Annotated in this window: 22 protein-coding genes and 1 tRNA gene; 15 read left to right on the top strand and 8 right to left on the bottom strand. The window is 59.4% G+C overall.

Going from position 1 to position 22,060, the window contains the following annotated elements:
* The first annotated feature begins 67 nt into the window (after positions 1-67).
* The gene (locus tag GC425_RS00500) at positions 68-508 is read left to right on the top strand and encodes an NfeD family protein (RefSeq protein ID WP_151844163.1); all 441 of its coding nucleotides are present in this window, start codon (positions 68-70) and stop codon (positions 506-508) included.
* Between the two features lie 36 nt (positions 509-544).
* A complete protein-coding gene (locus GC425_RS00495; RefSeq protein ID WP_151841516.1) occupies positions 545-1,672 on the top strand; it encodes an SPFH domain-containing protein in 1,128 nt (375 codons plus the stop codon).
* Here the strand turns inward: GC425_RS00495 and GC425_RS00490 are convergent.
* The 3 genes from GC425_RS00490 to GC425_RS00480 all read right to left on the bottom strand — a co-directional run bounded on the left by GC425_RS00490 (position 1,666) and on the right by GC425_RS00480 (position 3,162).
* The gene (locus tag GC425_RS00490; protein WP_151844164.1) at positions 1,666-2,310 is read right to left on the bottom strand and encodes a DNA-binding protein; all 645 of its coding nucleotides are present in this window, start codon (positions 2,308-2,310) and stop codon (positions 1,666-1,668) included. The two genes, GC425_RS00495 and GC425_RS00490, sit on opposite strands and share 7 nt — an antisense overlap.
* A gap of 10 nt (positions 2,311-2,320) precedes the next feature.
* A complete protein-coding gene (locus GC425_RS00485; RefSeq protein ID WP_151844165.1) occupies positions 2,321-3,034 on the bottom strand; it encodes a TVP38/TMEM64 family protein in 714 nt (237 codons plus the stop codon).
* A gap of 42 nt (positions 3,035-3,076) precedes the next feature.
* A tRNA-Leu gene (locus GC425_RS00480) sits at positions 3,077-3,162 on the bottom strand.
* A gap of 167 nt (positions 3,163-3,329) precedes the next feature.
* Between GC425_RS00480 and GC425_RS00475 the strand changes: the two genes are divergently transcribed.
* Positions 3,330-3,887, top strand: coding sequence for a YbhB/YbcL family Raf kinase inhibitor-like protein (locus GC425_RS00475; protein WP_151841513.1), 558 nt, complete (start codon positions 3,330-3,332; stop codon positions 3,885-3,887).
* On the opposite strand, the gene GC425_RS00470 is transcribed toward GC425_RS00475, so the two are convergent.
* Together GC425_RS00470 and GC425_RS00465 are read right to left on the bottom strand one after the other, a co-directional pair.
* A complete protein-coding gene (locus tag GC425_RS00470; RefSeq protein WP_151844166.1) occupies positions 3,884-4,993 on the bottom strand; it encodes a quinone-dependent dihydroorotate dehydrogenase in 1,110 nt (369 codons plus the stop codon). The genes GC425_RS00475 and GC425_RS00470 overlap by 4 nt on opposite strands.
* 97 nt (positions 4,994-5,090) lie before the next feature.
* Positions 5,091-6,290 (bottom strand): hypothetical protein, encoded by a 1,200-nt coding sequence (locus tag GC425_RS00465; protein ID WP_151844167.1) that lies wholly within the window; start codon positions 6,288-6,290, stop codon positions 5,091-5,093.
* Between the two features lie 66 nt (positions 6,291-6,356).
* Here GC425_RS00465 and GC425_RS00460 point away from each other — a divergent pair, with 66 nt between their 5' ends.
* Genes GC425_RS00460 through GC425_RS00450 form a run of 3 tightly spaced genes read left to right on the top strand, consistent with a single transcriptional unit; the run spans position 6,357 to position 9,087 of the window.
* Positions 6,357-7,199: an undecaprenyl-diphosphate phosphatase gene (locus tag GC425_RS00460; protein ID WP_151844168.1), complete on the top strand. Its 843-nt coding sequence runs from the start codon at positions 6,357-6,359 to the stop codon at positions 7,197-7,199.
* Between the two features lie 38 nt (positions 7,200-7,237).
* Complete coding sequence (gene mshC, locus GC425_RS00455; protein WP_151844169.1) at positions 7,238-8,560, top strand: cysteine--1-D-myo-inosityl 2-amino-2-deoxy-alpha-D-glucopyranoside ligase; 1,323 nt, start codon at positions 7,238-7,240, stop codon at positions 8,558-8,560.
* A 14-nt stretch (positions 8,561-8,574) separates the two neighbouring features.
* Entirely contained in the window at positions 8,575-9,087 is a 513-nt protein-coding gene (locus GC425_RS00450; protein ID WP_151844170.1) for a hypothetical protein, read from the top strand.
* Here the strand turns inward: GC425_RS00450 and GC425_RS00445 are convergent.
* Positions 9,084-10,025, bottom strand: a complete 942-nt coding sequence (locus GC425_RS00445) for a thioesterase family protein (protein WP_231699711.1) — start codon at positions 10,023-10,025, stop codon at positions 9,084-9,086. The genes GC425_RS00450 and GC425_RS00445 overlap by 4 nt on opposite strands.
* Positions 10,026-10,153: 128 nt before the next feature.
* Here GC425_RS00445 and GC425_RS00440 point away from each other — a divergent pair, with 128 nt between their 5' ends.
* The 3 genes from GC425_RS00440 to hisG are packed head-to-tail and all read left to right on the top strand — an operon-like array spanning position 10,154 to position 12,063.
* On the top strand, positions 10,154-10,873 hold the full coding sequence (locus GC425_RS00440) for an HAD family phosphatase (protein ID WP_151844171.1): 720 nt from the start codon (positions 10,154-10,156) through the stop codon (positions 10,871-10,873).
* A gap of 20 nt (positions 10,874-10,893) precedes the next feature.
* A complete protein-coding gene (locus GC425_RS00435) occupies positions 10,894-11,184 on the top strand; it encodes a phosphoribosyl-ATP diphosphatase (protein WP_225723436.1) in 291 nt (96 codons plus the stop codon).
* Positions 11,185-11,217: 33 nt separating this feature from the next.
* Entirely contained in the window at positions 11,218-12,063 is an 846-nt protein-coding gene (gene hisG, locus GC425_RS00430; RefSeq protein WP_151841505.1) for an ATP phosphoribosyltransferase, read from the top strand.
* Between the two features lie 26 nt (positions 12,064-12,089).
* On the opposite strand, the gene GC425_RS00425 is transcribed toward hisG, so the two are convergent.
* A complete protein-coding gene (locus GC425_RS00425) occupies positions 12,090-13,811 on the bottom strand; it encodes a cytochrome c biogenesis protein CcdA (protein ID WP_192930394.1) in 1,722 nt (573 codons plus the stop codon).
* A gap of 345 nt (positions 13,812-14,156) precedes the next feature.
* Between GC425_RS00425 and GC425_RS00420 the strand changes: the two genes are divergently transcribed.
* The 6 genes from GC425_RS00420 (at position 14,157) to GC425_RS00395 (ending at position 20,951) form a co-directional block, all read left to right on the top strand.
* Positions 14,157-14,516 carry a hypothetical protein gene (locus tag GC425_RS00420; RefSeq protein ID WP_151841503.1) on the top strand — a complete coding sequence of 120 codons (360 nt, stop codon included), beginning with the start codon at positions 14,157-14,159 and terminating at the stop codon, positions 14,514-14,516.
* Positions 14,517-14,542: 26 nt separating this feature from the next.
* Entirely contained in the window at positions 14,543-15,139 is a 597-nt protein-coding gene (locus tag GC425_RS00415; RefSeq protein ID WP_192930379.1) for a sigma-70 family RNA polymerase sigma factor, read from the top strand.
* On the top strand, positions 15,136-15,891 hold the full coding sequence (locus tag GC425_RS00410; protein ID WP_151844173.1) for an anti-sigma factor: 756 nt from the start codon (positions 15,136-15,138) through the stop codon (positions 15,889-15,891). The genes GC425_RS00415 and GC425_RS00410 overlap by 4 nt, the downstream gene beginning before the upstream one ends.
* A 52-nt stretch (positions 15,892-15,943) precedes the next feature.
* Positions 15,944-17,527: an aspartate ammonia-lyase gene (gene aspA / locus GC425_RS00405; RefSeq protein ID WP_151841501.1), complete on the top strand. Its 1,584-nt coding sequence runs from the start codon at positions 15,944-15,946 to the stop codon at positions 17,525-17,527.
* 821 nt (positions 17,528-18,348) lie between these two features.
* Positions 18,349-19,092 (top strand): hypothetical protein, encoded by a 744-nt coding sequence (locus tag GC425_RS00400; protein WP_151844174.1) that lies wholly within the window; start codon positions 18,349-18,351, stop codon positions 19,090-19,092.
* Between the two features lie 227 nt (positions 19,093-19,319).
* Positions 19,320-20,951 (top strand): hypothetical protein, encoded by a 1,632-nt coding sequence (locus tag GC425_RS00395; protein ID WP_151844175.1) that lies wholly within the window; start codon positions 19,320-19,322, stop codon positions 20,949-20,951.
* 88 nt (positions 20,952-21,039) lie between these two features.
* Here the strand turns inward: GC425_RS00395 and GC425_RS00390 are convergent, their stop codons facing one another.
* On the bottom strand, positions 21,040-21,846 hold the full coding sequence (locus tag GC425_RS00390) for a RecB family exonuclease (RefSeq protein WP_151844176.1): 807 nt from the start codon (positions 21,844-21,846) through the stop codon (positions 21,040-21,042).
* Positions 21,847-22,060: the final 214 nt, after the last annotated feature.

Raw genomic sequence — 22,060 nt, 5'->3', positions numbered from 1 at the left:
CCGCTGGACAATTCCCTGCGTGGAATTGTTCGCTGCACAAAATGCTGTCAACAGATAAGGTAGAGCTATGGGTCCAATTGTTTGGTTAATCGTCGCTGTAGTGTTCGCTGTTGCCGAAATGCTCACGATGGATTTTTCCCTCCTGATGTTGGCATTGTCCGCGCTCGCCGTGTCCGGCGTGGCGCTCGCGGATGTGCCGCTGTGGGTGGAAATCGTTACCTTTGCTGTCTCCTCCCTGGTGACGTTGCTGGCAATTCGACCTCTGTTAAAGAAACGCTTTCACACCGATTCCGGCTCGGAGCGCTTCAGCACCAAAGAGCTGGAGGGCAAAACCGCCACCGTGGTGGAGGCGATCTCTGCGGCATCCGGATCCTCCGGGATGGTCTCCATCGACGGCAATTTCTGGACAGCCCAGGCCGCACACGCCGGCGAAGACTTAAAGCAGGGCGACGTGGTGCAAGTTCTTGAGATCCGCGGGAATACCGCAATCGTCTGGAAAGGCATCTAGCACGCTAAGCCCACTACCAGCAAAGAGAGTAGACAGATGTCACCATCACTCATTGTCACGGGTATCGTCGTCGCGCTCATTATTGTGATCATGCTGAAATCCATCGCCCTGATTCCTCAGGGCGAGGCAGCGGTCATCGAGCGTCTCGGCAAGTACACCCACACCGTATCTGGAGGGCTCACCCTCCTTGTCCCCTTCATCGACCGCATCCGCGCCAAGGTGGACATCCGCGAGCAGGTGGTGAGTTTCCCGCCGCAGGCCGTGATCACCAAAGATAACCTGACCGTTGCGATTGATACCGTTGTGACGTTCCAAATTAACGACGCCGCCGCGGCCATCTACGGCGTAAACGATTACCTGGTGGGCGTGGAGCAGGTCTCTACCGCCACGTTGCGTGACGTGGTGGGTGGAATGATGCTGGAGGATACCCTCACGTCCCGTGAGACCATCAACCAGCGGCTTCGTGGAGAGTTGGACACCGCAACCACCAACTGGGGCCTGCGCATCGCGCGCGTGGAGCTCAAGGCGATTGATCCGCCACCGAGCATCCAGAAGTCCATGGAGCTGCAGATGCGCGCGGAGCGTGAGAAGCGTGCCATGATTCTGACCGCTGAGGGTCAGCGTGAGTCCGATATCCGCACCGCCGAGGGTGAGAAGCAGTCCAAGATTCTGTCCGCCGAGGGTGAAAAACACGCGCGGATCTTGGCTGCCGAGGCTGAGCGCCAGGCGGAGATCCTGCGCGCTGAGGGTTCCCGTGCTGCCGCCTACATTGAGGCCCAGGGTAAGGCCAAGGCGATCATGAAGGTCAGCGCCGCGATCCGATCCTCGCAGATCACGCCGGAGGTTCTGGCCTACCAGTACTTAGAGACGCTGCCTGAGCTGGCCAAGGGTGACGCCAACAAGACGTGGATGATTCCTACGCAGTTTGGCGATTCTCTGCAGCAGTTCGCCCGTTCTATGGGCTCCGCGGATTCCGATGGTGTGTTCCGTTTCGAGCCCGCTCCGGTGGACGAGGAGACGAAGAAGCTGGCGACGGAGGACGAGGAGGAGCACTGGTTGCAGTCCAGCGCTACGGAGGAGATTGCCGAGGCAGTGGCTCAGGCCAATGCCGAGGCCGCGAAGACCGTGGACCAGGCTGCACCCACGAACTCCTTAGGTCAGTAGGGGGACTGCAGCTGCTCCACGCGGGCGAGCATGTGGATGGCGAGGTTCCATCCCGCTTGCTCGGCCTGCCATCCGGCTGCGGCCAAGCGCTGGCTCATAGCCTGCTTTGATATTCCTACTTCGGCCGCAGCCTCACTCTGGCTCAGACCCGATCGCAACAGGGCAGTGGCCTCGCGGCCTTCTTTGGTACGACGGGCCAGCACGTGGGCGAGGAGTGTAAAGGCGGACACCACGTCGTCGGCCACCTCGGAGGCATATCCCGGGGCGACCACCGCACCGGGACCTGGCATCTCGACCCGCACGGCCACGTGCGTTGCCTTGAGGCTGGGTTGGATTGTCCGCTGGGCCGCGTCTTTGAGGTGCTGGTGAATCTCCTCAACGGAGTCGTAGAACTCGTTGAGCTGAGACTCGGCTCCGGCAATCACGCCGATGCCGATGGCGAAGTCTCCCGCCTGAAGCAGGCTGAGCACCAGGCCGCCGGTGTGTTCTGCATTGTCCGACAGGCAGACAAAATCTTCCACGCCGATGGCGTCCACGGACAGGACTGCGGCGGATTGGGAGAGTGCGTGAACAATGTCGCGTACATAGGCAGCCCGTCGACGAGAGCAACCTCGGTACGATGCATGGATTGCGAACATACCCCTTAAGTTACACCGACGTGTCGTGTTGTTTGAGTTGGGCACGCCAGTTCAGCAGCTCTCGGGCAGACAAGGCAAATCCACTGACTACAACCACGAAGCTCAAGGCCAGGATCCATGGACTGGAACCCGACGCCAGGGCGTCCGCTGCCATCACCGTGGCAATGGTGTTTGGCGCCGACCCCACCACCGTGGAGAAGAGGAAGCCAGCCATGGGCATCATCGCCAACCCGCAGGAGTAGTTGAGGATGGAAAAAGGGATGGCCGGGACCATCCGCATACCCAGGACCGCGATCCATCCACGCTCAGCCACGATGCCCTGGAGAAGGTGCAGGCGGTTGTCTCCCTGAGTTTTCTTTTCGACCCATCGCCGGCCGAGACGTCGGACTAAGGTCAGCGAGATCATGGCAGACAGCGACAGGCCAATCAGCGCCACAACGCTGCCCAGAACGGCCCCGAAGAGCAGGCCGGCAGCAATGGTCCAGACGGTGCGGGGCAGGGGGAATTGCGTGAAAAACACCATGAGGACGATGAACACTACCGGGGCCCAGGTCCCTGCGGCTTGGACCCGGTTTCTGATGTCTTCGGGATCGGGGAGTGGCGCGAAGCGCATGACCGCCAGCAGGGCGAGCAACAGGACAATGGCGAGGAAAATCTTCCGATACTTGCGGAAAAAGTGAGGACGCCCCGTGTCTTGTGTGTGGTTTTCCCTCTGCTGATCCATAAGCTGTGAACCCCCAAAGCTGATCACGGAGGGAAAGAAGTGTGTCCGGAGGGGGACTTGAACCCCCACGTCCATTAGTAGGACACTAGCACCTCAAGCTAGCGCGTCTGCCATTCCGCCACCCGGACCTGGGTGAAGCTCTTCACAGTTGTGAAGGCAACGCGGATTACTTTAGTACCAGTGGCACTGAGAAAACAAATGCACAGCTCAACACAATCGTTATAGATATACTCTCAGGGAATTCTCAGGTGATTTTCCTCGGCTTTAGGTAGTGACTTTCACTAAGATGAGGGGCATGCCTTCCAACGAACGCCTTCACCAGCCAACCTACATTGACGATCGTTTCCCAGGGCCAGATCCTTATGCACCACTGGCGGACCTTCCTCAGCTGACCGTTACCAGCGAGACCTTTGCCGATGGTGACCGCATCCCCGAGGATCAGCTGGGTGGAAACGACATTTCCCCGCAGCTGTCCTGGACCCCAGGACCAGAGGGAACCGAGTCCTATGCCGTAACTTGCTTCGACCCAGACGCGCCCACCGCCAGCGGATTCTGGCACTGGGCTGTCTTTAACATCCCTGCTGATGTCACCTCGCTGGACCTCGGCGCAGGTTCCGGGGATCTCTCCGGCCTTCCCGATGGTGCCGTTGCACTGCGCGGCGATAGCCGCTCCTACGCCTACTACGGCCCACAGCCACCAGAGGGACACGGCCCACACCGCTACCTCTTTGCCGTCCATGCCGTAGGCGAGAAGCTCGAGATCGGGGACCGCAACACCCCCACAGTCCTGGGCTTCAACCTACAGTTCAAGGCTGTGGCCCGCGGCATCCTGTGGGGATGGGCTGAGAACTAAACCTCACGCCACGGCAGGCCGCAACCCACGGCTTCGGAGATGTTGCTGAATCCGTGGGCTCGCACCTGCTGCACCAAGCCGAGGTGAATGTCCCGGATCCAATCCGGGCCACCATAAATGAACGGCGTGTAGCCCTGCAGCAGGGTAGCGCCAGCAGCGATGCGCTCCCAGGCCTGGCGAGGAGTCTCGATTCCTCCCACACCAATGAGGATCAGGCGGCTACCAGCGCGGGCGTAGATCCGTTCCAGCACTTCCTGGGCTCGGGCAGCGACTGGCGCGCCCGAGACTCCGCCAGCACCCAGCGAACGAACATACGTGCCGTCGGTGGCCAAGCCCTCGCGACTGATCGTGGTGTTCGTGGCGATCAGCCCGGCAATGCCGGTCTCCAGGGCGAGGTCCGTCACGGCGTCGATATCTTCGTTCGACAGATCAGGGGCAATCTTCACGAACAAGGGTTTATCGCTGGTCTCTTGAACAGCCGCGATGATCGGCTTCAAGGACTCCACCGCCTGCAGGTCGCGCAGACCAGGCGTGTTGGGGGAGGAGACGTTAATCACCAGGTAGTCCGCCACATCGGCCACGAACGCGGTGGATGCGCGGTAATCACCTGGAGCCTGCTCCGGCTCGCAGCGCTTCGTCTTGCCCATGTTCACACCAATGGGGATGTTGGTTGACCTCCGGGCCAAGCGGCGCGCAGCTGCTTCCGCACCGTCGTTGTTGAAGCCCATGCGGTTCAGCAACGCACGGTCTTCCGGCAGACGGAACAGTCGCGGGGTGGGGTTGCCCGGCTGTGCCACCGAGGTCACCGTTCCCACTTCTGCAAAGCCGAATCCGATGGGACCCCAGGCGTCGACCTCCTCGGCATTTTTATCGAAACCAGCCGCAAGTCCCAAGGGGCGCGGAAAGTCGATGCCCGCCACGGTCTGGGACAGCACTGGGTCGTGGACCACCATCGTCTTGTCCAGCAGCTTGTGTGCGGCCGGAAGGGCGGCGAAGGTTTTCAGAGCAACGGACATCGCCCCGTGGATACGCTCAGGCGCGACCCGAAACATCACATCCTTCACTGCCACGTCGTAGATTTTTCCTCGAATATCTCGCAATGCCATGGTGTTGTTTTCCTTACACTTCGTAGGTGGCAGCCACACCGAGGGCGTTCACTCCGGCGCAGCTGGTCCGGCGCTGTCTTCTCCGCATAGCCGCCGGTTATTCGCCCGCAATCTTCTTCACGGGGTACTGGGTGGATGGCTTGTCGGCGTTCTTCTTCACCGCGGTGTCGATCGCGGAGGCCTCAATGGTCTGTACATCGCCGTTCTTGGACAGCAGCACCAGACCGCGATCAGCGGTGGGGTAGACCGCCGCGATGTTGCCCAGAGTCGCCATGTCAGCCACAGCGACGGGAACGCCCGTGGTGATGTCATAAGCGGTCAGCGTGTTATCTGCGGTGGTGGACACCCAAGCCAAGTTCCGCTGGCTATCCCAGGCCACCGCGAAGGGCGAATGCCCGGTGGGGGTGGACTGATGCAGGCGGACCACGTCGTTCATCGTGTAGATGAGCAACTGGTCTTGGCGGGTATCGCTGGCCACCACCACGCCATCGGTGGACGCGCTGGCAGCAACCTGGCCCACACCCTGGCCGATGCGCAGTGCTGCGTTGTAAGCCTTGTCTGTGGGAGCGACATCGTTGATGCTGGTGCGGGTGCGGTCGATCATGGCCACGCGTTGCGAGCCATCATGAGGTTGAACCAGGACGCTGCGATCCAGGTCCTTGGACACAATGTCATCGCCGACGGTCTTGCCCTCGGCGTCAAAGAAATAGACCTTGTCGCTATCGCTGGTGCTGTAGGCGCCCAGGCCGTCCGCGGTGAATGTGCCGCTTCGCACAGTCCCCTTCGTGTCGACCTTCCGCGCTTCCTTTCCCTCTGCCGTGTACTCGATGAGGCTCGAGCCACAGGCCAGGGCCACACCAGCGCCAGAGGTGGCGATGTCCGTGCAGTCATCGGGGACGGATACGGAGCGGGCCTTCGCGTCGCCAGGGGAGGCGATCAGCAGGGAGGATCCAGCCAGCACGCCGATGCTCTGGGAACTCTCGTGAGCGTTGTCACCGAGAGGTCCAAACGCCGCCGACCGGAAGTTCGCGGTGTTGCCGTCCTTCACATCGGCGTCTGCAAACACACCCCGGGCAACGGAACCTGCAACGTCGTCCGGTTGAGCCTGCGGAGAATCCGTCGCCTTCATCGGCAGATCGGCAACACTCGGCGCCCCCTGATCCTGAGTATCTCCGTCCGGCAGGCCCGGCAGGCTGGAACCACAGGAGCTTAAGCCCAGGCCAGCTACTGCCAAAACGGCCACCGACATACGGGTTGCGGTCTTTCGCAGCGTGGGTGTGTGCAGCAGGTTTTTCACCTTATTAAGGCTACCAGCCTTTCACTGCGCTACCGCGTTGGGTCTTTAGGTGTATGGTCTGTGTTCATGACAACAGAACTTTCGTGGGCACAGACGATTGTCCTTGCCATTGTGCAGGGGCTGACCGAGTTCCTGCCTGTGAGCTCGTCGGGGCATCTGCGCATCGTCTCCGAGCTCTTCTGGGGAGCGGACGCCGGTGCGTCGTTCACCGCAGTGATCCAATTGGGCACCGAGGCCGCCGTGCTCGTGTACTTCGCGAAAGACATTTACACCATCGCCAAGGGGTGGCTGATGGGCCTCACCGATTCCTCGAAGAGAGGCTTTGATTATCGGATGGGCTGGATGGTGATTGTCGGCACTATTCCTATTGGCCTGCTGGGCTACTTGGGTAAGGACTTGATCCGCGATTCCTTGCGCAATTTGTGGATCACCGCGGCGATGCTGATTCTGTTTTCCTTTGTCTTTATGCTGGCCGAAAAGATCGGAACGCATAAGCGATCCTTCGAGCAGCTAACCATGAAGGATGCTGTGTGGATGGGTCTTGCCCAGTGCCTGGCGCTGATCCCGGGTGTGTCCCGTTCCGGCGGCACGGTGTCCGCGGGTCTGTTCTTGGGCCTCAACCGTGAGGTTGCCACGCGTTTTTCCTTCCTTCTGGCAATTCCTGCCGTGTTGGCGTCCGGTATTTTCTCCTTGCCCGACGCCTTCAGCCCCGCATCCGGCGGCCAGTCCGCGAGCGGAGCGCAATTGCTGGTAGGCACCGCGATCGCTTTTGTGGTGGGGTATGCCTCCATTGCATGGCTGCTGAAGTTCGTGGCTAATCACAGCTTTGCGTGGTTTGCCGTCTGGCGCATCCCCGTGGGTCTGTTGGTGATGGGACTGCTGGCGTTTGGTGTACTCCAGCCCCTGTAGTTGTCCCATCAACAAGTTGCTGCCGTAGAATGTGACACATGCATTCGTGGCCTATTCCTGATGTCCCTGTACTTCCCGACCCAGCCCCAGAACTGCGTTTGTATGACACTGCAGATGACGCGGTCAAACCGGTCGATGTCTCGGGAGGGGACTCCGGGGAGGTGGGCATGTACGTGTGCGGTATAACGCCCTACGATTCCACCCACTTGGGACATGCTGCCACCTATCTGGCCTTCGATCTGGTCCACCGATACCTAACCACCGCAGGTCACTCCGTTCATTACGTCCAGAACATCACCGATGTGGACGATCCTCTCTTTGAACGCGCCGAGCGCGACGGTGTGGACTGGCGCGACTTGGGTACCGACCAGATCAACCTGTTCCGTTCCGATATGGAAGCGCTGCAGGTCATCCCGCCGCGAGACTATGTGGGCGCTATGGAGTCCATCGATGAAGTGGTAGAGATGACTCAGAAGCTCCTTGATGCCGGCGCCGCCTACCAGCTCACTGAGGATGAATACCCGGACATTTACGCCGACCGTCACTTCACGCAGCAGTTTGGCTACGAGTCCCGCTATGACCAGGCCACGATGGAGCAGTTCTTCGCTGAGCGCGGCGGCGATCCAGACCGCCCTGGGAAGAAGGATCCTCTGGATGCGTTATTGTGGCGGGCCCACCGAGAGGGCGAGCCGCAGTGGGACGCTCCCTTTGGCGCGGGCCGTCCGGGCTGGCACGTGGAGTGTTCCGCCATTGCCACCCGGCGCCTGGGCACGCCTTTTGCCATCCAGGGCGGCGGCAACGACCTCCGTTTCCCACACCACGAGTTCTCCGCCGCCCATGCAGAGGCTGCCACCGGCGAGGAGCGCATGGCGGGACACTACGTCCACACCGGCATGATCGCGTTGGATGGCACCAAGATGTCCAAGTCGCTCGGCAACCTGGTCTTTGTCCACAAGCTCACCGAAGCGGGACACGAACCGTCCGCGATCCGCTTGGGGGTGTTTGCCGGTCACTATCGTGATAATCGTGATTGGTCCGACGCCATCTTGGCCGCTGCGGAAGAGCGCCTGGCTCGTTGGCGTGGCGCTGTGAATGCCGTGCGCGGGGCTGGTGTGAGCGAGCAGGCTCTGGCTGATTCGCGGTCGCTCATTGCCGATGTCCGTGCGTGCCTGTCCGACGATCTGAATACCCCCGCCGCTTTGGACCGGATCGATCAGTGGGCTGAGTTGTGCCTTCAGGACGCAGGCCAGCACGGTGACCGCACACCGCAGACTAAGCAAGCGGAGCCAGCTGAGCAGGCTGCGGAGCTTGCCACCTCCGTGCGCACCGGACTGAATGCCCTGCTGGGGCTCAGCCTCTAGTGCCGGAGGAGCGCATGTCCACGAACACCCCAGACCAACGCAGCGCCGAAGGCCTCGCCACCGAGTTCATCTCCAACCTTCGAGCGCTGTCCACCGGAAGCTACCTGCGCCCCGAGGATAAGACCTTCTGGGAATCACCGTACCCAGAAACCGTGGTCGACCAGGCGCAGTCGATCCTGTCCCATATGATCGACGCCGCGCGCAACACGAACGGCACTGCCGCCGAGAACGCGGTATCGTCTACTCACGCGATTGCTGCCTCTGACGCGATCACGGTCCGCGTTCCCCACAGCACCCTAGAGCAGGACGAGGTGCGGCAGGAGCCCACGCCGGCGTCGAAAAAAATGATTGGACAGATCCAGCCCCACGTTGAGCAGTTGAAGCAGCTGTCGGATCAGCACCTCGGCGCGGTGCTGGACGTGGAGGAAATCGACGAGCTGGTGCAGATCGTCGAGGTGCTCGCCGAGGACAGCGGCGCGCAATCCTCGGTGGTGGGCGGACACGTGCGAGCGGTGTGCGAAGACTAGCCGCGCGGCTCACGCACACGAGCCAGCAGCAACCCCTGATTCACGGTTCCCACAGGTCCCCGCTCGTCGTAGATTCTGGTGACGGTGGTGCCCACGCCATCGGGACCATAGTTGGCCTCGGAAACATGGCCCACCCACTCGCCATCCGGCACGGCGTGCAGGTACACCGTCATGTCCACATTCATCCACGTCCACTCGCGCGGATCCAGAATCTGGTTCAGCCCGTTGGAAATATCGACCGTTTTCATCAGCCGCACCCACGGGCTATCCTCTTCGCCGAGCACAACCGGTAAATTACTGCGCGACCAGTAGACGTGGTGGATCGGGCTGTCAAAGTCCCAGTGATGCTTAATTGCCTGCTCAGGGCGGTCGATCTGCACCACGTCGATGGAGTCAATGTAGCCCGAGCGCCAGAACTCCGTGAACTGCTCCGCGCGCACTCCATGTTCGGGCCCGGGAATATCCTCGGCGACGTGGCGCACCAGATCTACCGTGGAGTCCGACTTAATCCACCAGCCTGTTCCACGGATAAACTCCCGACCGTCGGCATCGGTAATCACCGTTTCTATATAGCTGATGCGCTTGCCTCCACGTAGCAGGCGAGAGGTGCACGTCAGCTCGGAGAGGGGAACCGGGCCCAGAAGCTCCACGGTCATGCGGGAGAAGCGGCCGTGCACCATGTCCAGGCCGAACTGCTTCGCCGCCGCCTCAAGGTTCACGGCCACCAGCGCGGCTGGGGGAGAGCCGTGTTGGAAACCGCCGCCGCCCCACGGGCTCTCGGTGTGAACGGTGGGCAGAAACGTGGCGGTGAGGACCTGTTCGGCTTGATTGGCTGCGTCTGGGGCGGCTGCGCCTGAGGTGGCTGCATGAGGACTGTTGTTGAGGGAACTCTCTTGAGCCACGAAATAGGCCTGCTCAGCATTCTTGGGTTGTGACACGTTCGCTACCTTTCGCACGGGGTTGGTGTTGTAGTGGTGTTGTTTTGATCTTCTACATACATGTGACACTCCTCACCTTAGAAGCCGTTGGGCGCATTGTCTGCGATTCCCCTAAAATCGGACACATTATGAAGGCAATTGTGTGGGATATGGACGGAACGCTGGTGGACTCGGAGCCGTTGTGGGGGATCGCAACGTACGAGATGTCCGAGAAGATGGGTGCCCGCATCACTGAGGATGTCCGCGCACAGACAGTGGGGGGAACCACGGAGAACACGGTGCGCCTGTGTGCCACGTTCAACGACCTCACGCTCACGCCCGAGGAGGAGGCGGACTGGGCGCAGTGGATGTTCGACCGAGTCGGCGAACTTCTATCCAAGGAGCTGGAGTTCCGGCCGAATATCCCGGAGCTCCTCGCCGAAGCGAACCAGCGGAACATCCCCATGGCGCTGGCCACTAACACCACGCGATCCCTCACGGCGCTGGCGCTGAACACCATCAACGAGGACCATTTCCACTTCACCGTCTGTGCCGATGAGGTGGATGCCGGCAAGCCCGCGCCAGATCTATATCTCACGGCGGCAAAGGCCTTGGGCGTGGATCCTGGCGATTGCCTTGTGCTCGAGGATTCCACCGCGGGAATGCAGGCGGGCCTCGCGGCCGGGTGCCGTGTGCTGGGTGTACCCACGGAGGATGACGTGGCAATTCCGGACGGTGTTCCCACGGTCTCCGAGTTGGCGGGACAAAACACGCTGGCTGGAATGAGCATCGCGGATCTGGAGGATATGTTTGCGCGCATCGAGCCACTCGCCCCCAAAGCGGGAGGCATCGGCGCATCCTCATCGTGAGCGTGGCAGAATAGATGACCGTGAGTGATTCCGCGAAAAATTCCGAGCAAAAGACATTCGAGTCTCTGTTTGCAGAGCTGGCCAAGAAGGCACAGGAGCGACCTGAAGGGTCCGGCACTGTTCAAGCCTTGGATAACGGTGTCCATTTCCAGGGCAAGAAAATCGTCGAGGAGGCCGGCGAGGTCTGGTTGGCCGCGGAGTACCAGTCCGATGAGGAGTTGTCCGAGGAGATCTCCCAGCTGATTTACTGGTTGCAGGTTGTCATGGTGGGCCGTGGGCTCACCCCTGAGGATATTTACAAATATCTGTAATCCCCATCAAAGTTTTTAAGGAAACCACAGTAGATGTTGCGCGTTGCCGTCCCGAATAAGGGTTCACTGTCCGAAACTGCTACAGAGATTTTGAAGGAAGCCGGGTACGTCACCCGCGGCGATTCTAAGTCGCTCACCATCACCGATGACGCCAACGGCGTGGAGTTTTATTTCCTCCGCCCGAAGGACATTGCAATCTACATCGCCTCGGGTCACTTGGACATCGGCATCACCGGCCGTGACTTGGCGGCGGATACGCGCGAGGAGGTCGACGAGCTGCTGCCGTTGGGCTTCGGCGCCTCCACGTTCCGTTATGCTGCGCCGGCGGGCGAGGACTGGTCGATCGAGAAGCTGCAGGGACGCCGTATCGCCACCAGCTATCCGAATTTGGTGCGCAAGGATCTGAATGCCCGTGGGATCGACGCCACAGTGGTGCGTTTGGACGGCGCGGTGGAAATTTCTATCCGCTTAGGTGTGGCGGACGCTATCGCCGATGTGGTGTCCACCGGCCGGACGTTGCGCAAGCAGGGTCTGGAGCCTTTCGGTGAGGCGCTGTGCACCTCCGAGGCTGTTATTGTGGGCCGCAAGGATGCCCCGGTCACGGACGAGATGAATGTTCTGATCAAGCGCATCGAGGGCATCCTGCACGCGCGCACGTACCTGATGTTGGATTACAACATTCCGGCGGACAAGCTGGAGGAAGCATCCCAGATCACTCCTGGTTTGTCCGCCCCGACGGTGTCCCCGTTGGCGAATGCAAACTGGGTGGCTGTGCGAGCGATGGTTCCTCGCAAGGAAGCCAACCACTTAATGGACAGGCTGTCCGCCATGGGGGCGAAGGCCATCTTGGCCTCGGATATTCGTATCGCTCGCATCTAGCCTCAGCCACTCGGCCGTGCCGCGGCTTATCCGAAGGTGAAGGAGTGGATGCTCATGCCCTCGGGCACCTTCAGCACCACTCGTCCGGCCTCCGGGCTTTTCGTATCAATCACATTGATCGTCCCATCGCGGGAGCTGAGCTTCATCGCCGTGTCATTGACCTGAATCTTGCCAGGCTGCGGTGCCTGGGAGTACACCAGCTGCACGGTGGAGGCGCGGTAGTTGAGCACCACCCAGGCATCCTTGCCAGCGGTAGCCTTTTCACCATCCAGGGTCCATGTCCCACCCAGGGCATAGCGCTGAGTAGCAACGCGCTGTACCGCATCCTGTGCACTTACACCGGCGGCGAAGTCGTGCTGACCGAGGCTGTACTCCTGCTCAGGGTTCAGCGCCGTATCGAAGAACTGTGCGCGTTCCACACCAATGTAGGTCTCTGGATTGCGGCCCTGGACCAGGGCATTTCCTTTGTTTCCGCCGTGAATATCCTCCACGGGATCAGGAAGCTTCACACCGGGGTTGGCCTGCGTCAGCAGATCGCGCACCAACTGTTCGGTCTCTCCATAGGCACCTTCGCCCTCGTGGATCTGCCGGACCTTGCCCTGCGCATCGACCAGGTAGTGCGCCGGCCAGTACTTATTATTAAACTGCTTCCACGTGCGGAAGTCGTTGTCCTGAGCCACAGGGTAGTGGATGCCTTGCTCCTGCACAGCGCGAGCAACATTCTGGGCATCGTGCTCGAAGGCATATTCCGGGGCGTGCACACCGACCACCTCAAGGCCCGCGTCCTTGTAGCGGTCGTAGAGCTTCGTGACGTGTTCGTTGGCGCGCTGGCAGTTGATGCAGGCAAAGGCCCAGAAGTCGATCAGGGTGACGGTCTTGTTGGTCCGGGGATCGATCGGGTGATCCGTATTGATCCAGTTCGTCAGGCCTTTCAGCTCTGGCACCTCGCCGCAGTCTTGAGCAATATGAGCTGCGGTCATCCGGCAGTCCTCCAGGGCGCCGTGTCCGCCCGCACCCGTGGCATGACGCAGTGCGGATTGGGTGGATTCGTTGGAGTTGAACTTCTCCTGCGCCGTGGCCGTCCAGTCCGGCAGCGAACGCTGCAACGCGGCGGGTGCATCCAAAGCGATTGCCAGAGCCAGAACCATCACCAGCGCGCCCGCCGCCTGGCTGATGCGCGTGCGGTGCTTCCGCACAATCTGGGCGCGTTGGCTGAGCGCGGAACCGGCCGTCGCCAGGAAGAACAGTGGGGTACATGCACCCGCAGCAAAGCTGACGGTCAGGGCGATGGTTTGCCACCCAATGTCACCAGTAGCACCTGCGACGGTGATCGCGGCCAGCACAGGCCCAGCACAGGGAGCGTACACCAAACCTAGAGCCAAGCCCACGCCGAAGCCGGACCCGGAACGGCGAGTGAGGGCGTCGAGTTTCTTGGAATGCGGAAGGTAGGTAAAGGGGCGCTCCAGCAGCTCGCCCACGCGCGGGATAAACATACCCAACCCCACAAGCACCAGCAGAATCACGCCAGCCCAGCGCAACGTGGCCGTCGGCAGCCCCAGCGCGTGGAGGATGATAGTTCCCACCAACGTGGTGAGAGCGAAGCTTAACGCAATGCCCGTGGCCACCAACACGGGCTTACGCCGCTGATCCGCCGAGACGGCCAGAACAACGGGGAGCACCGGCAGGATGCACGGAGATACGCCCGTCACCAGTCCGCCGATAACCCCAATGAGAATATATTCCCAGATCACAGTAGTGTTTCTCCATTTCTTGTTCAGTGCTTCAGTGAGCGCGCATGGATTGTTTCGCGTAGCATTCAGCGCACCGGGCGCTGGCGTGTTAGTCACAGGCACTGTCATCAAGCACTACGGAGCGCTACGGCGTAGGGATTGTGGGGGTAGCGGAGAAGGGCTGAGCAGCACCGGAGCGGGGGCAGGTTTCACCCACCCCCGTAAAGAAAAATTAAAAAAGTTCAATCCACCCCACCCCTGGGCTCCGTATGGACTCATGAAGCCTCCGGAGGGAGCACACCCCTCGCGAGCTTTGTCTCACACAATGCCTCCACGTGAGGCGCCTACCGAAAGGACTACACAATGAACAATTCTGTCCACCGCACTGGAGTTCGCGTTCTGGCCGTTGCTGTCATGGCAACCGTTGGTTTGGGCCTGGCAGCCTGCAACGACAGCAAGGATGACTCCAAGATGGAGTCCAGCACCAGCTCCGAAGCTCCAATGATGAGCGAAAGCGACAAGATGTCCGACAGCTCCGAAACTCCGATGATGAGCGAGATGAGCGACAAGATGTCTGACAAGTCCGAGGAGGCCATGAAGGACAAGGACAACATGATGTCCGAGAAGTCCGACGAGCCTGCCATGACCGACAAGATGTCCGACAAGATGGGCGAGATGACCGAGAAAATGGGTGAACAGGCCGACAAGATGGAACAGAAATAGCCACAGTAGCGCTATTATCTGAATCTATGTCCTTATCCCCACCTACTCGCACGGAGCAGATGCCCTCCCTGGAGGATCTTCTGGTGCGCGTTCAACGTGGGGATAAGCATGCCTTTTCCTTGTTCTACGACGCCCTCGCGCCGCGAATCTTGGGCCTGTGCGTCCATGTGCTGCGTGACCGGGCTATCGCGGAAGAAGTGACCCAAGAGGTGTTCATTGAACTGTGGAACAATGCGTCCCAGTTCGATGCACGCCAGGGCTCCGCGTCCAGTTGGGCGTTTCGCTTGGCGCGCCTGCGATCCATTGATCGCTTGCGTTCCTGGCAGGCGAGCCAGCAACGCGATGATCGCGAGTACCGGCTAGATAGCGCTCGCGCGTACAGCTCGGTGGAAGATCAAGCACTCACGGCGGTCGAGCACGACCGTCTGTCGCATGCCATTATCGCTATTGGGGAGCCCCATTCCACCGCCGTCCGCCTGGCATACTTTGGTGGATTGAGCAGTAGGGAAGTCGCCGAGACCACTGGAGTGGCAGTGGGAACTGCAAAAACACGTATCAGGGATGGGCTGAAGAAACTGAAGGCAGCACTTCGCAGCGATGCTCAGGAAGGAGGAACGCGATGAACGCTTCTCGCAATGATTCTGATTATCCGTCCCCGCGGTCGCTCCGCAACTGGGATCCGGAGTTGGAGGAGCTCATCGGTTATTCCGTGACGCCCGTGGAGCCATCCGCTGAGTTGAAGGCATCCCTCTTCGACGCGCTTCCTGATCGTCAGGATCCGGAAGCGCACGCTGCAGGCGAGGAAGACTCCGCAGCACACGACCTCACAGCGCAGGATAGCGAGTCTGCTGGTGACGATCGGACGGTCGTCGACCTTGACAGCAGGAGGGCGTTCCGTGGGGCTCGATGGGCGGTGGGTGCCGCGGCGGCGTCGGTATTGCTCATCGTGGGAGGGACAACGATCTGGAGCCCTCAGGATACGGCGACCAACACAACCCAGCACGAAGCAGCGGGTGAGGTCATTCAAGGCGACGCGGCGCACGACGTCATGGATTCGATCATGGCGGCGCATGACGTGCGATCCACGTCGATCAACGCCGACGGGGCGAATCTGGACGTGGTGGTGTCCCACTCGATGGGCAAGGGCGGCGCGATGGTCAACGGCTTCTCCGCGGTCGATAAAGGTATGGGCGCACAAGTATGGTCCATCGACGAACACGGCCGAGCACGATCCGCCGGCGTGATCGCGCAAGAGCCGCACAGCGACGTCTGGATGCCTCTACCAGCAGATACGATGAGCGTAATGGTCACGGAAGAGCCCATCTCCGGCTCACACGAGCCGTCTGGCGAAATTTTGGCTGAGCAAAAACTCTAACGCTGTTAGGGTGGGGATACTAGCCAACACAACGAAAGTTAGGATCCCCGCAATGGCCGAAGACTACGAGGTAGGCACCTCACCCACATACCGAGCTCACCCCGGCGAGAAAGCAGGCAAGGGCCAAGATCAAGATTCCAGCGTGCGGCGCAACACCCCGCTGGTCTCCTCCACAGACATCGTCACGTCCGCGGAGACGCACTCTCTGGAAGCCCGCTCATCCAACAATTTCCGCACCGAAGAGGACCTGCTGGGGGAATTGGATATTCCCGTCGACGCCTACTACGGCGTGCATACCCTCCGCGCTGTCGATAATTTCCAGATTTCCCGAACCACCATCAACCAACTTCCCGAATTCATCCGTGGAATGGTCATGGTGAAAAAGGCGACTGCGCTAGCCAATAACGAGGTGGGGGCGCTGTCTGATGACAAGAAAAATGCCATTGTGTGGGCCTGCGACCAGGTGCTGGAGAACCACCGTGCCATGGATCAATTCCCCATTGATGTTTTCCAGGGTGGCGCGGGAACGTCCGTCAACATGAATACCAATGAGGTGATTGCCAACCTGGCGCTGGAATATATTGGCGAACCCAAGGGATCCTATGACGTGATTCACCCCAACGATGATGTCAATATGTCCCAGTCCACGAACGACGCCTATCCCACCGGATTCCGGCTGGGACTGCATTTCGCGATCGACCAACTGATTATGCATCTAGAGGGATTGCGGCGTGCTTTCGAGGCCAAGGGGCGCGAATTCAAACACATTCTGAAAATGGGACGCACGCAGCTCCAAGATGCAGTTCCCATGTCCTTGGGGGATGAGTTCAAGGCATTCGCAAACAACCTCTCGGAGGAAAAGCTGCAGCTCCAGCGAGCTCAGGCACAGTTGCGTGAGGTCAACATGTCCGGCACCGCGATCGGAACCGGGGTGAATACGCCTCCCGGATATCAGGATGCTGTGATCAAACACCTCAGTGAGGTCACCAAACTGGAGATTGTTCCCGCATCCGACCTGATCGAGGCGACCAGCGATACAGGTGCGTATGTCAACGCACATGCGGCAATGAAGCGGGTGGCGATGAAGCTGTCGAAGATCTCGAATGACCTGCGCTTGTTGTCCTCCGGTCCGCGTGCCGGGCTCAACGAGATTAATCTGCCTCCGCGGCAAGCAGGATCCTCCATCATGCCCGCCAAGGTCAACCCGGTGATCCCGGAGGTTGTGAACCAGATCGCCTTCAAGGTGTTCGGTAATGATGTGACCGTATCTATGGCGGCGGAGGCAGGGCAGCTTCAGCTGAATGTGATGGAGCCTGTCATTGCGCAGTGCGCCTTTGAGTCGGTGCGCTTCCTGGCTCGCGCGTGCACCACGCTGCGGACGCTGTGCGTGGTGGGCATCACCGCCAACGAGGACGTCTGCCGCGAGTTCGTCGAGAATTCTATTGGAATTATCACTTATTTGAACCCCCTGATCGGCCACCACAACGGTGATCTGATCGGTAAGGAGGCCGCGGCAACTGGCAAGTCAGTCCGTGAATTGGTGCTGGAAAAAGAACTTCTTGACGAAAAAACCCTGGATGACGTGCTCTCTCCTGAGAACCTATTGAACCCCCGTTGGCAAGGCAAGAAAAAATAGGAAAATTTTTTGCCAAAGGTATTCCCTTCCGTATGTAGTTTGATTTAAGATACCTTCCGTGAGGTAAAACTGGGGCTGAGCACCCGTTCAGCCCCAGCTCACACCGCTGATATCTAGGTTAGATTCAGCACGCTGAAGGGGGTTGCCATGACCACACCGCTTTGGGGAAAGCACGTGGTCACAGGAGTTGCCATCACCACACCGATGGCGCTCCTGGTGGCTGGGTGTGGGGAGGATGCTAAGTCCACCCCGCACCCAGCCCGGCAAGGCGTCGGCCTCGTCTCTCAACAAGACGGGGGCACGCGCAGCCTCGCTGCTCGAGCATCGACGCCTCAGCGCGATACTGAAGGGGAACACTGGTGGTCCGCGGATCCTACGGATCCGTGGGACACACCGGTGTATAAATCGCAGCGCTCCACCGGCAAGCCGCTGGCGCTGCAGCCACTGTTGGGGGATGAGATTAAGGAGGTACTTACAGAAGAACAGATCTGTGTGACCCGCAAGTTGTGGAGCGGCTCGAGGCCATCGGAATCGAGCCTGCTTCACAACTTCGGTTCAACACACCACAGGTCTGCATCTTCAGCTATGACTATTTTCAAGAATACTGAAGGGGGATCACTAAAGATGGATACTGAAGGGGGATCACTACACATGGATACTGAAGGGGGATCACTACACATGGATACTGAAGGGGAACCGGAATGATGCTCGAGTTCAGCCACGCTGATACGCGTTCCGTACTAGGAAGGATCAGCACCGCGACTCACAACGGTCAATGCGTTGAGAGCCAGCTGAACTGAGCTCATTAAAAGGAGGATGCCATGACCACAACGCTTTGGGGAAAGCACGTGGTCACAGGAGTAGCCATCATCATCTCGATGGCACTCCTGGTGACTGGGTGCAGCGCGGACACTTCGTCCAACTCTCACTCAGTCGGGCACAGCGTCAGCCCCGTCTCTCAACGAGACGGGGATGCGCGCAGCAACGCTGCTCGCGAATCGACGCCACAGAAAGATACTGAAGGGGACATCTGGTTTGACGCGGAACCCACGGATCCGCTGGACAAACTGGTCTATAGATCGCAGCGATTCATCGGCAAACCGCTAACGCTGCGAACACTAGAGGGAGAGGATCTAACAGAGGTCTTTAAAGGAAAACCAGACCTATGCGACCCACAATTTGTGAAACGGCTCGGAGAAATCGGAATCAAGCCCACTCCACATCTTTGGGAGAAAACACCACTATTACTGACATGCAGTCTGTGGGAGTATCCAGAGGACGTTGCTACCTACATCATTTCGAGGAACTACCAAGCAGGCGATATTTCGGAAGCAGCGTACCAGAAACTAGGGGAAGGATTATATAATCTAAACCCAGTTTTCGAGCAACTTTGCTGCGTCACCACTGGCTACGTAGCACCAGACATGTTTGAGTATTTTGCAATAGGCGACATGGGCATTTCCCGCCGCGAGGATCAGTGTCAGAAAGCGCTCAAGATTCGTCAGATCTTTAAAAATATTCAAGGAGGAACACTACACATGTACACCGAAGGAGAACCAGAATGATGCTCGAATTCAATCATGCGGACATACAATCCATACTCGAAAGAATCAGCACAGCCGCCAGCGAAATGGAAATCGCCCAACGTTGCTCAATTGCAACAGGAAAATTCACGCAATCTCCGACGCTCAACGCAGCCTTTGCCCAGCACGTGTCTACATTATTTGGCCAAGCAGGCGCGCTCTTTAATGTCGTAGAGAAACTATTCTTGGATGCACGATGGCTCCGATCTGTGTTTAAGGTCCACACCGAGGTGTTCGCCGAGCAAGAGGCTGGCTCCGCATTCGTCCTGAACCGGATCTACGATGGATCAGACCCATTCCTCAACATGGGACTGTCCAAAGTAATTCCACAACGAAATCTCGAACCGATTCACAATCTCGCCTACACAACGCCACCAGGAGTAGCAGAGGCAACTATGCCGCTCCAAGCCCTCATCGCGATGTTCACCTCGGATGACGCTGCACCGTTGATGGTTGCAGAGCAATGGCGTTCAGTAGGAAACCAGTTGGAGACAGCGCTACAGGACCTTCACAATGCCTCCACATCTATTGGGCTCAACTTGAAGGGGTTGTCCTTCGATGCTGCACGCAGTGCCATCCAGGACATCACGTCCATGGGAGAGATCGTGGTTGCGAACACCCGGATCATGGAGCAGTCGGTACGGCAGTTCCCTGTGGTTCGAGCAACTAACCTCTCTGCACTACAGGCAATTCAAGCCTCCACTGCGGCAATTCCCGAGCAAGCAGAACGGATCGCTGCCGAACAAGCTGCCGTAGCGACCTACGTCACCTCCACGCTGCAGCCCTCACTCGAGCTCGTGAAACCGCCTGTTGTCAATCTTGGAGTTCCGGTAGCCGGGCACACAGGAGGGGGTTCCCTGTCTGCCTACGCATCGGGCACTGCCAGCGGCCCAGTTGGTATCCATCACATCGGAGGCAATCTCTCGCAGGCCACCGCATCCGACGGCTCTCAGGCATTTGCTAGCCGAGCAGCGGACGCCGCTCAAGCCGCGGGGCATGGAAATGCGAACGCGGCGCAAGCAGCTACCGCTCCCTCCAACGCCCCAGTCCAGGTACCTGCTGCAGCAGCACACGTGAATCCGTCCGGGACGGTTTCCGCCGCTGGAGCTGGCGCTCACGCAGGAACGCCCACTCCCGCGATGGGACTCGGCGCCCACGGAGGAGGTCTCCACGCTTCAGGACAGGGACATGCCGTATCGACTCACGCTGCGAGCACTCACAACCTCACACATGCAATGGCACCCGTGGGACATGCCAACTCCCAGCTTGGAGTGCGCATGCACCAAGAGGGAGCAGCTCATAAGCAACCATCGTCCAACACTATGAAGGGAGCAGTATCTGGAAAGCCAGCGCCCACACCGTCCACGGGTATGGCGCCAACGCCAGGGTTCGGGGGCGCGCCACACAATCAGTTTGCCCAGCCAGGGCAGAGGTTTGGGTCACCGCGCCTTCCTCAGCTTCCGTACTCGGCGACCAACATGATGAACGGGCAGAGCGCTGGAATGATGAACGGCCAAGGTGCCTACACAGGCGCCGGTGGACAGGCTGGCGCAGGCGCTGGTGTTCGGGGTGGCACATCTGCCATGATGTCGCCCGGCGCGGGCGGGCCTGCTAATCGCTCTGCACTGTCCATGGGAGGCAATGGAGGTTCTTCCCGTGCTACATCTGGGTTCGGTGGCTTTGCTGGGGCTGGTATGGGTCGCGGATCGGGGTCTCAATCATCGGCTAACGCTGGCTCATCGCTGAAGGCTAACTCCGTAGTTCGGGAGTACTTCCTGCGGGAATTCATGGGGAAGCGGGAGACGAAGCGAACCGTCAATAGAGTGATCACGCGGGGCTAAAAACCCTCCGAGGCGGACCCCACTGATCGCTCGCCAGTTCATCTCACGGATCCGGGCCCCTGGCTCGGATCCGTTGAGTGCCTTTTGGTTAGAAGCCTTCTGGAGCGCCGGGGTATTCCGGCGGTGTCCCGTCAAAGGCGGGGCACAGCTCCTGGAAGGAACACCATCCGCACAGCTTGGACGTCTTAGGCTGGAAGTTTCCAGACCGGACATCCGCAGAGATCTGATCCCACAGGGTCCCCAGATCTCGTTCAAAGTAGTTCAACTCCGCAGGAGTGGGGGTGAGAATCATGTCATCGGCCACCTTGAGGTACATCAGCCGAAGCTGAGCCGGAATTTCACCCATCATGCGCCACCACACCAGCGCATAAAACTTCATCTGGAACAGAGCCGATTCCGCAAAGCGCGGGATCGGCTTCTTTCCGGTCTTATAGTCCACCACCCGGACAGCCCCGGACTCTGCTACATCAACACGGTCGATGAATCCACGCACGGGCACACCATTCGGCAACGTGAAGTCCACATACTTCTCGCACTCGTGCGCATCGAAGCCCTGCGGGTTCTCCATCCGAAAGTAACCCTTGACCAGCTCTCGGCATTCCACTAGAAAAGCCAGAGTGTCCTCCTCGGTATCTGGAACAAGCTCCATCAGTTCCGGCTCTTTGTCTGTCATCTTTGCCCATTCGGGCTTCAGCATCTTCACGGCCACAGGGTAGGTACGCTCGTCGCGCTGAAGCTGATGCAGATTCTCCAGGACAGCATGCACCAACGTGCCCTTCACCTGAGCGAGAGTCGAGGGCTCAGGCAACTTATCAATGGCACGGAACCTATACAGCAATGGACACTGCTTGTAATCACTCGCGCGGGAAGGGGAGAGAGCCAGCTTTGTTTTCACCTTCTCCACACTAATACATCCCACCCCAAGCCCTGTCTCCACTGCGCACGTAGGGGCGGTGTCTGAGAACGTCGACTCGATGAAAGGGTGATTTTCGTTTGCGCAGGTCAGAGAGTTTCGCAAAAATCTGGAGGCGATCGAGTCGACGTTCTCAGACACATCTGCTCATAGCGACGTCTTGGATGTGAAGAGAACCTGGATGGAGAGAAGGCTT

The sequence above is a fragment of the Corynebacterium sp. zg254 genome, from assembly GCF_024701495.1.
GTDB lineage: Bacteria > Actinomycetota > Actinomycetes > Mycobacteriales > Mycobacteriaceae > Corynebacterium > Corynebacterium zhongnanshanii.
Note: the sequence above shows the minus strand (reverse complement) of the source record. Positions and strands in the feature narration are given on the sequence as shown.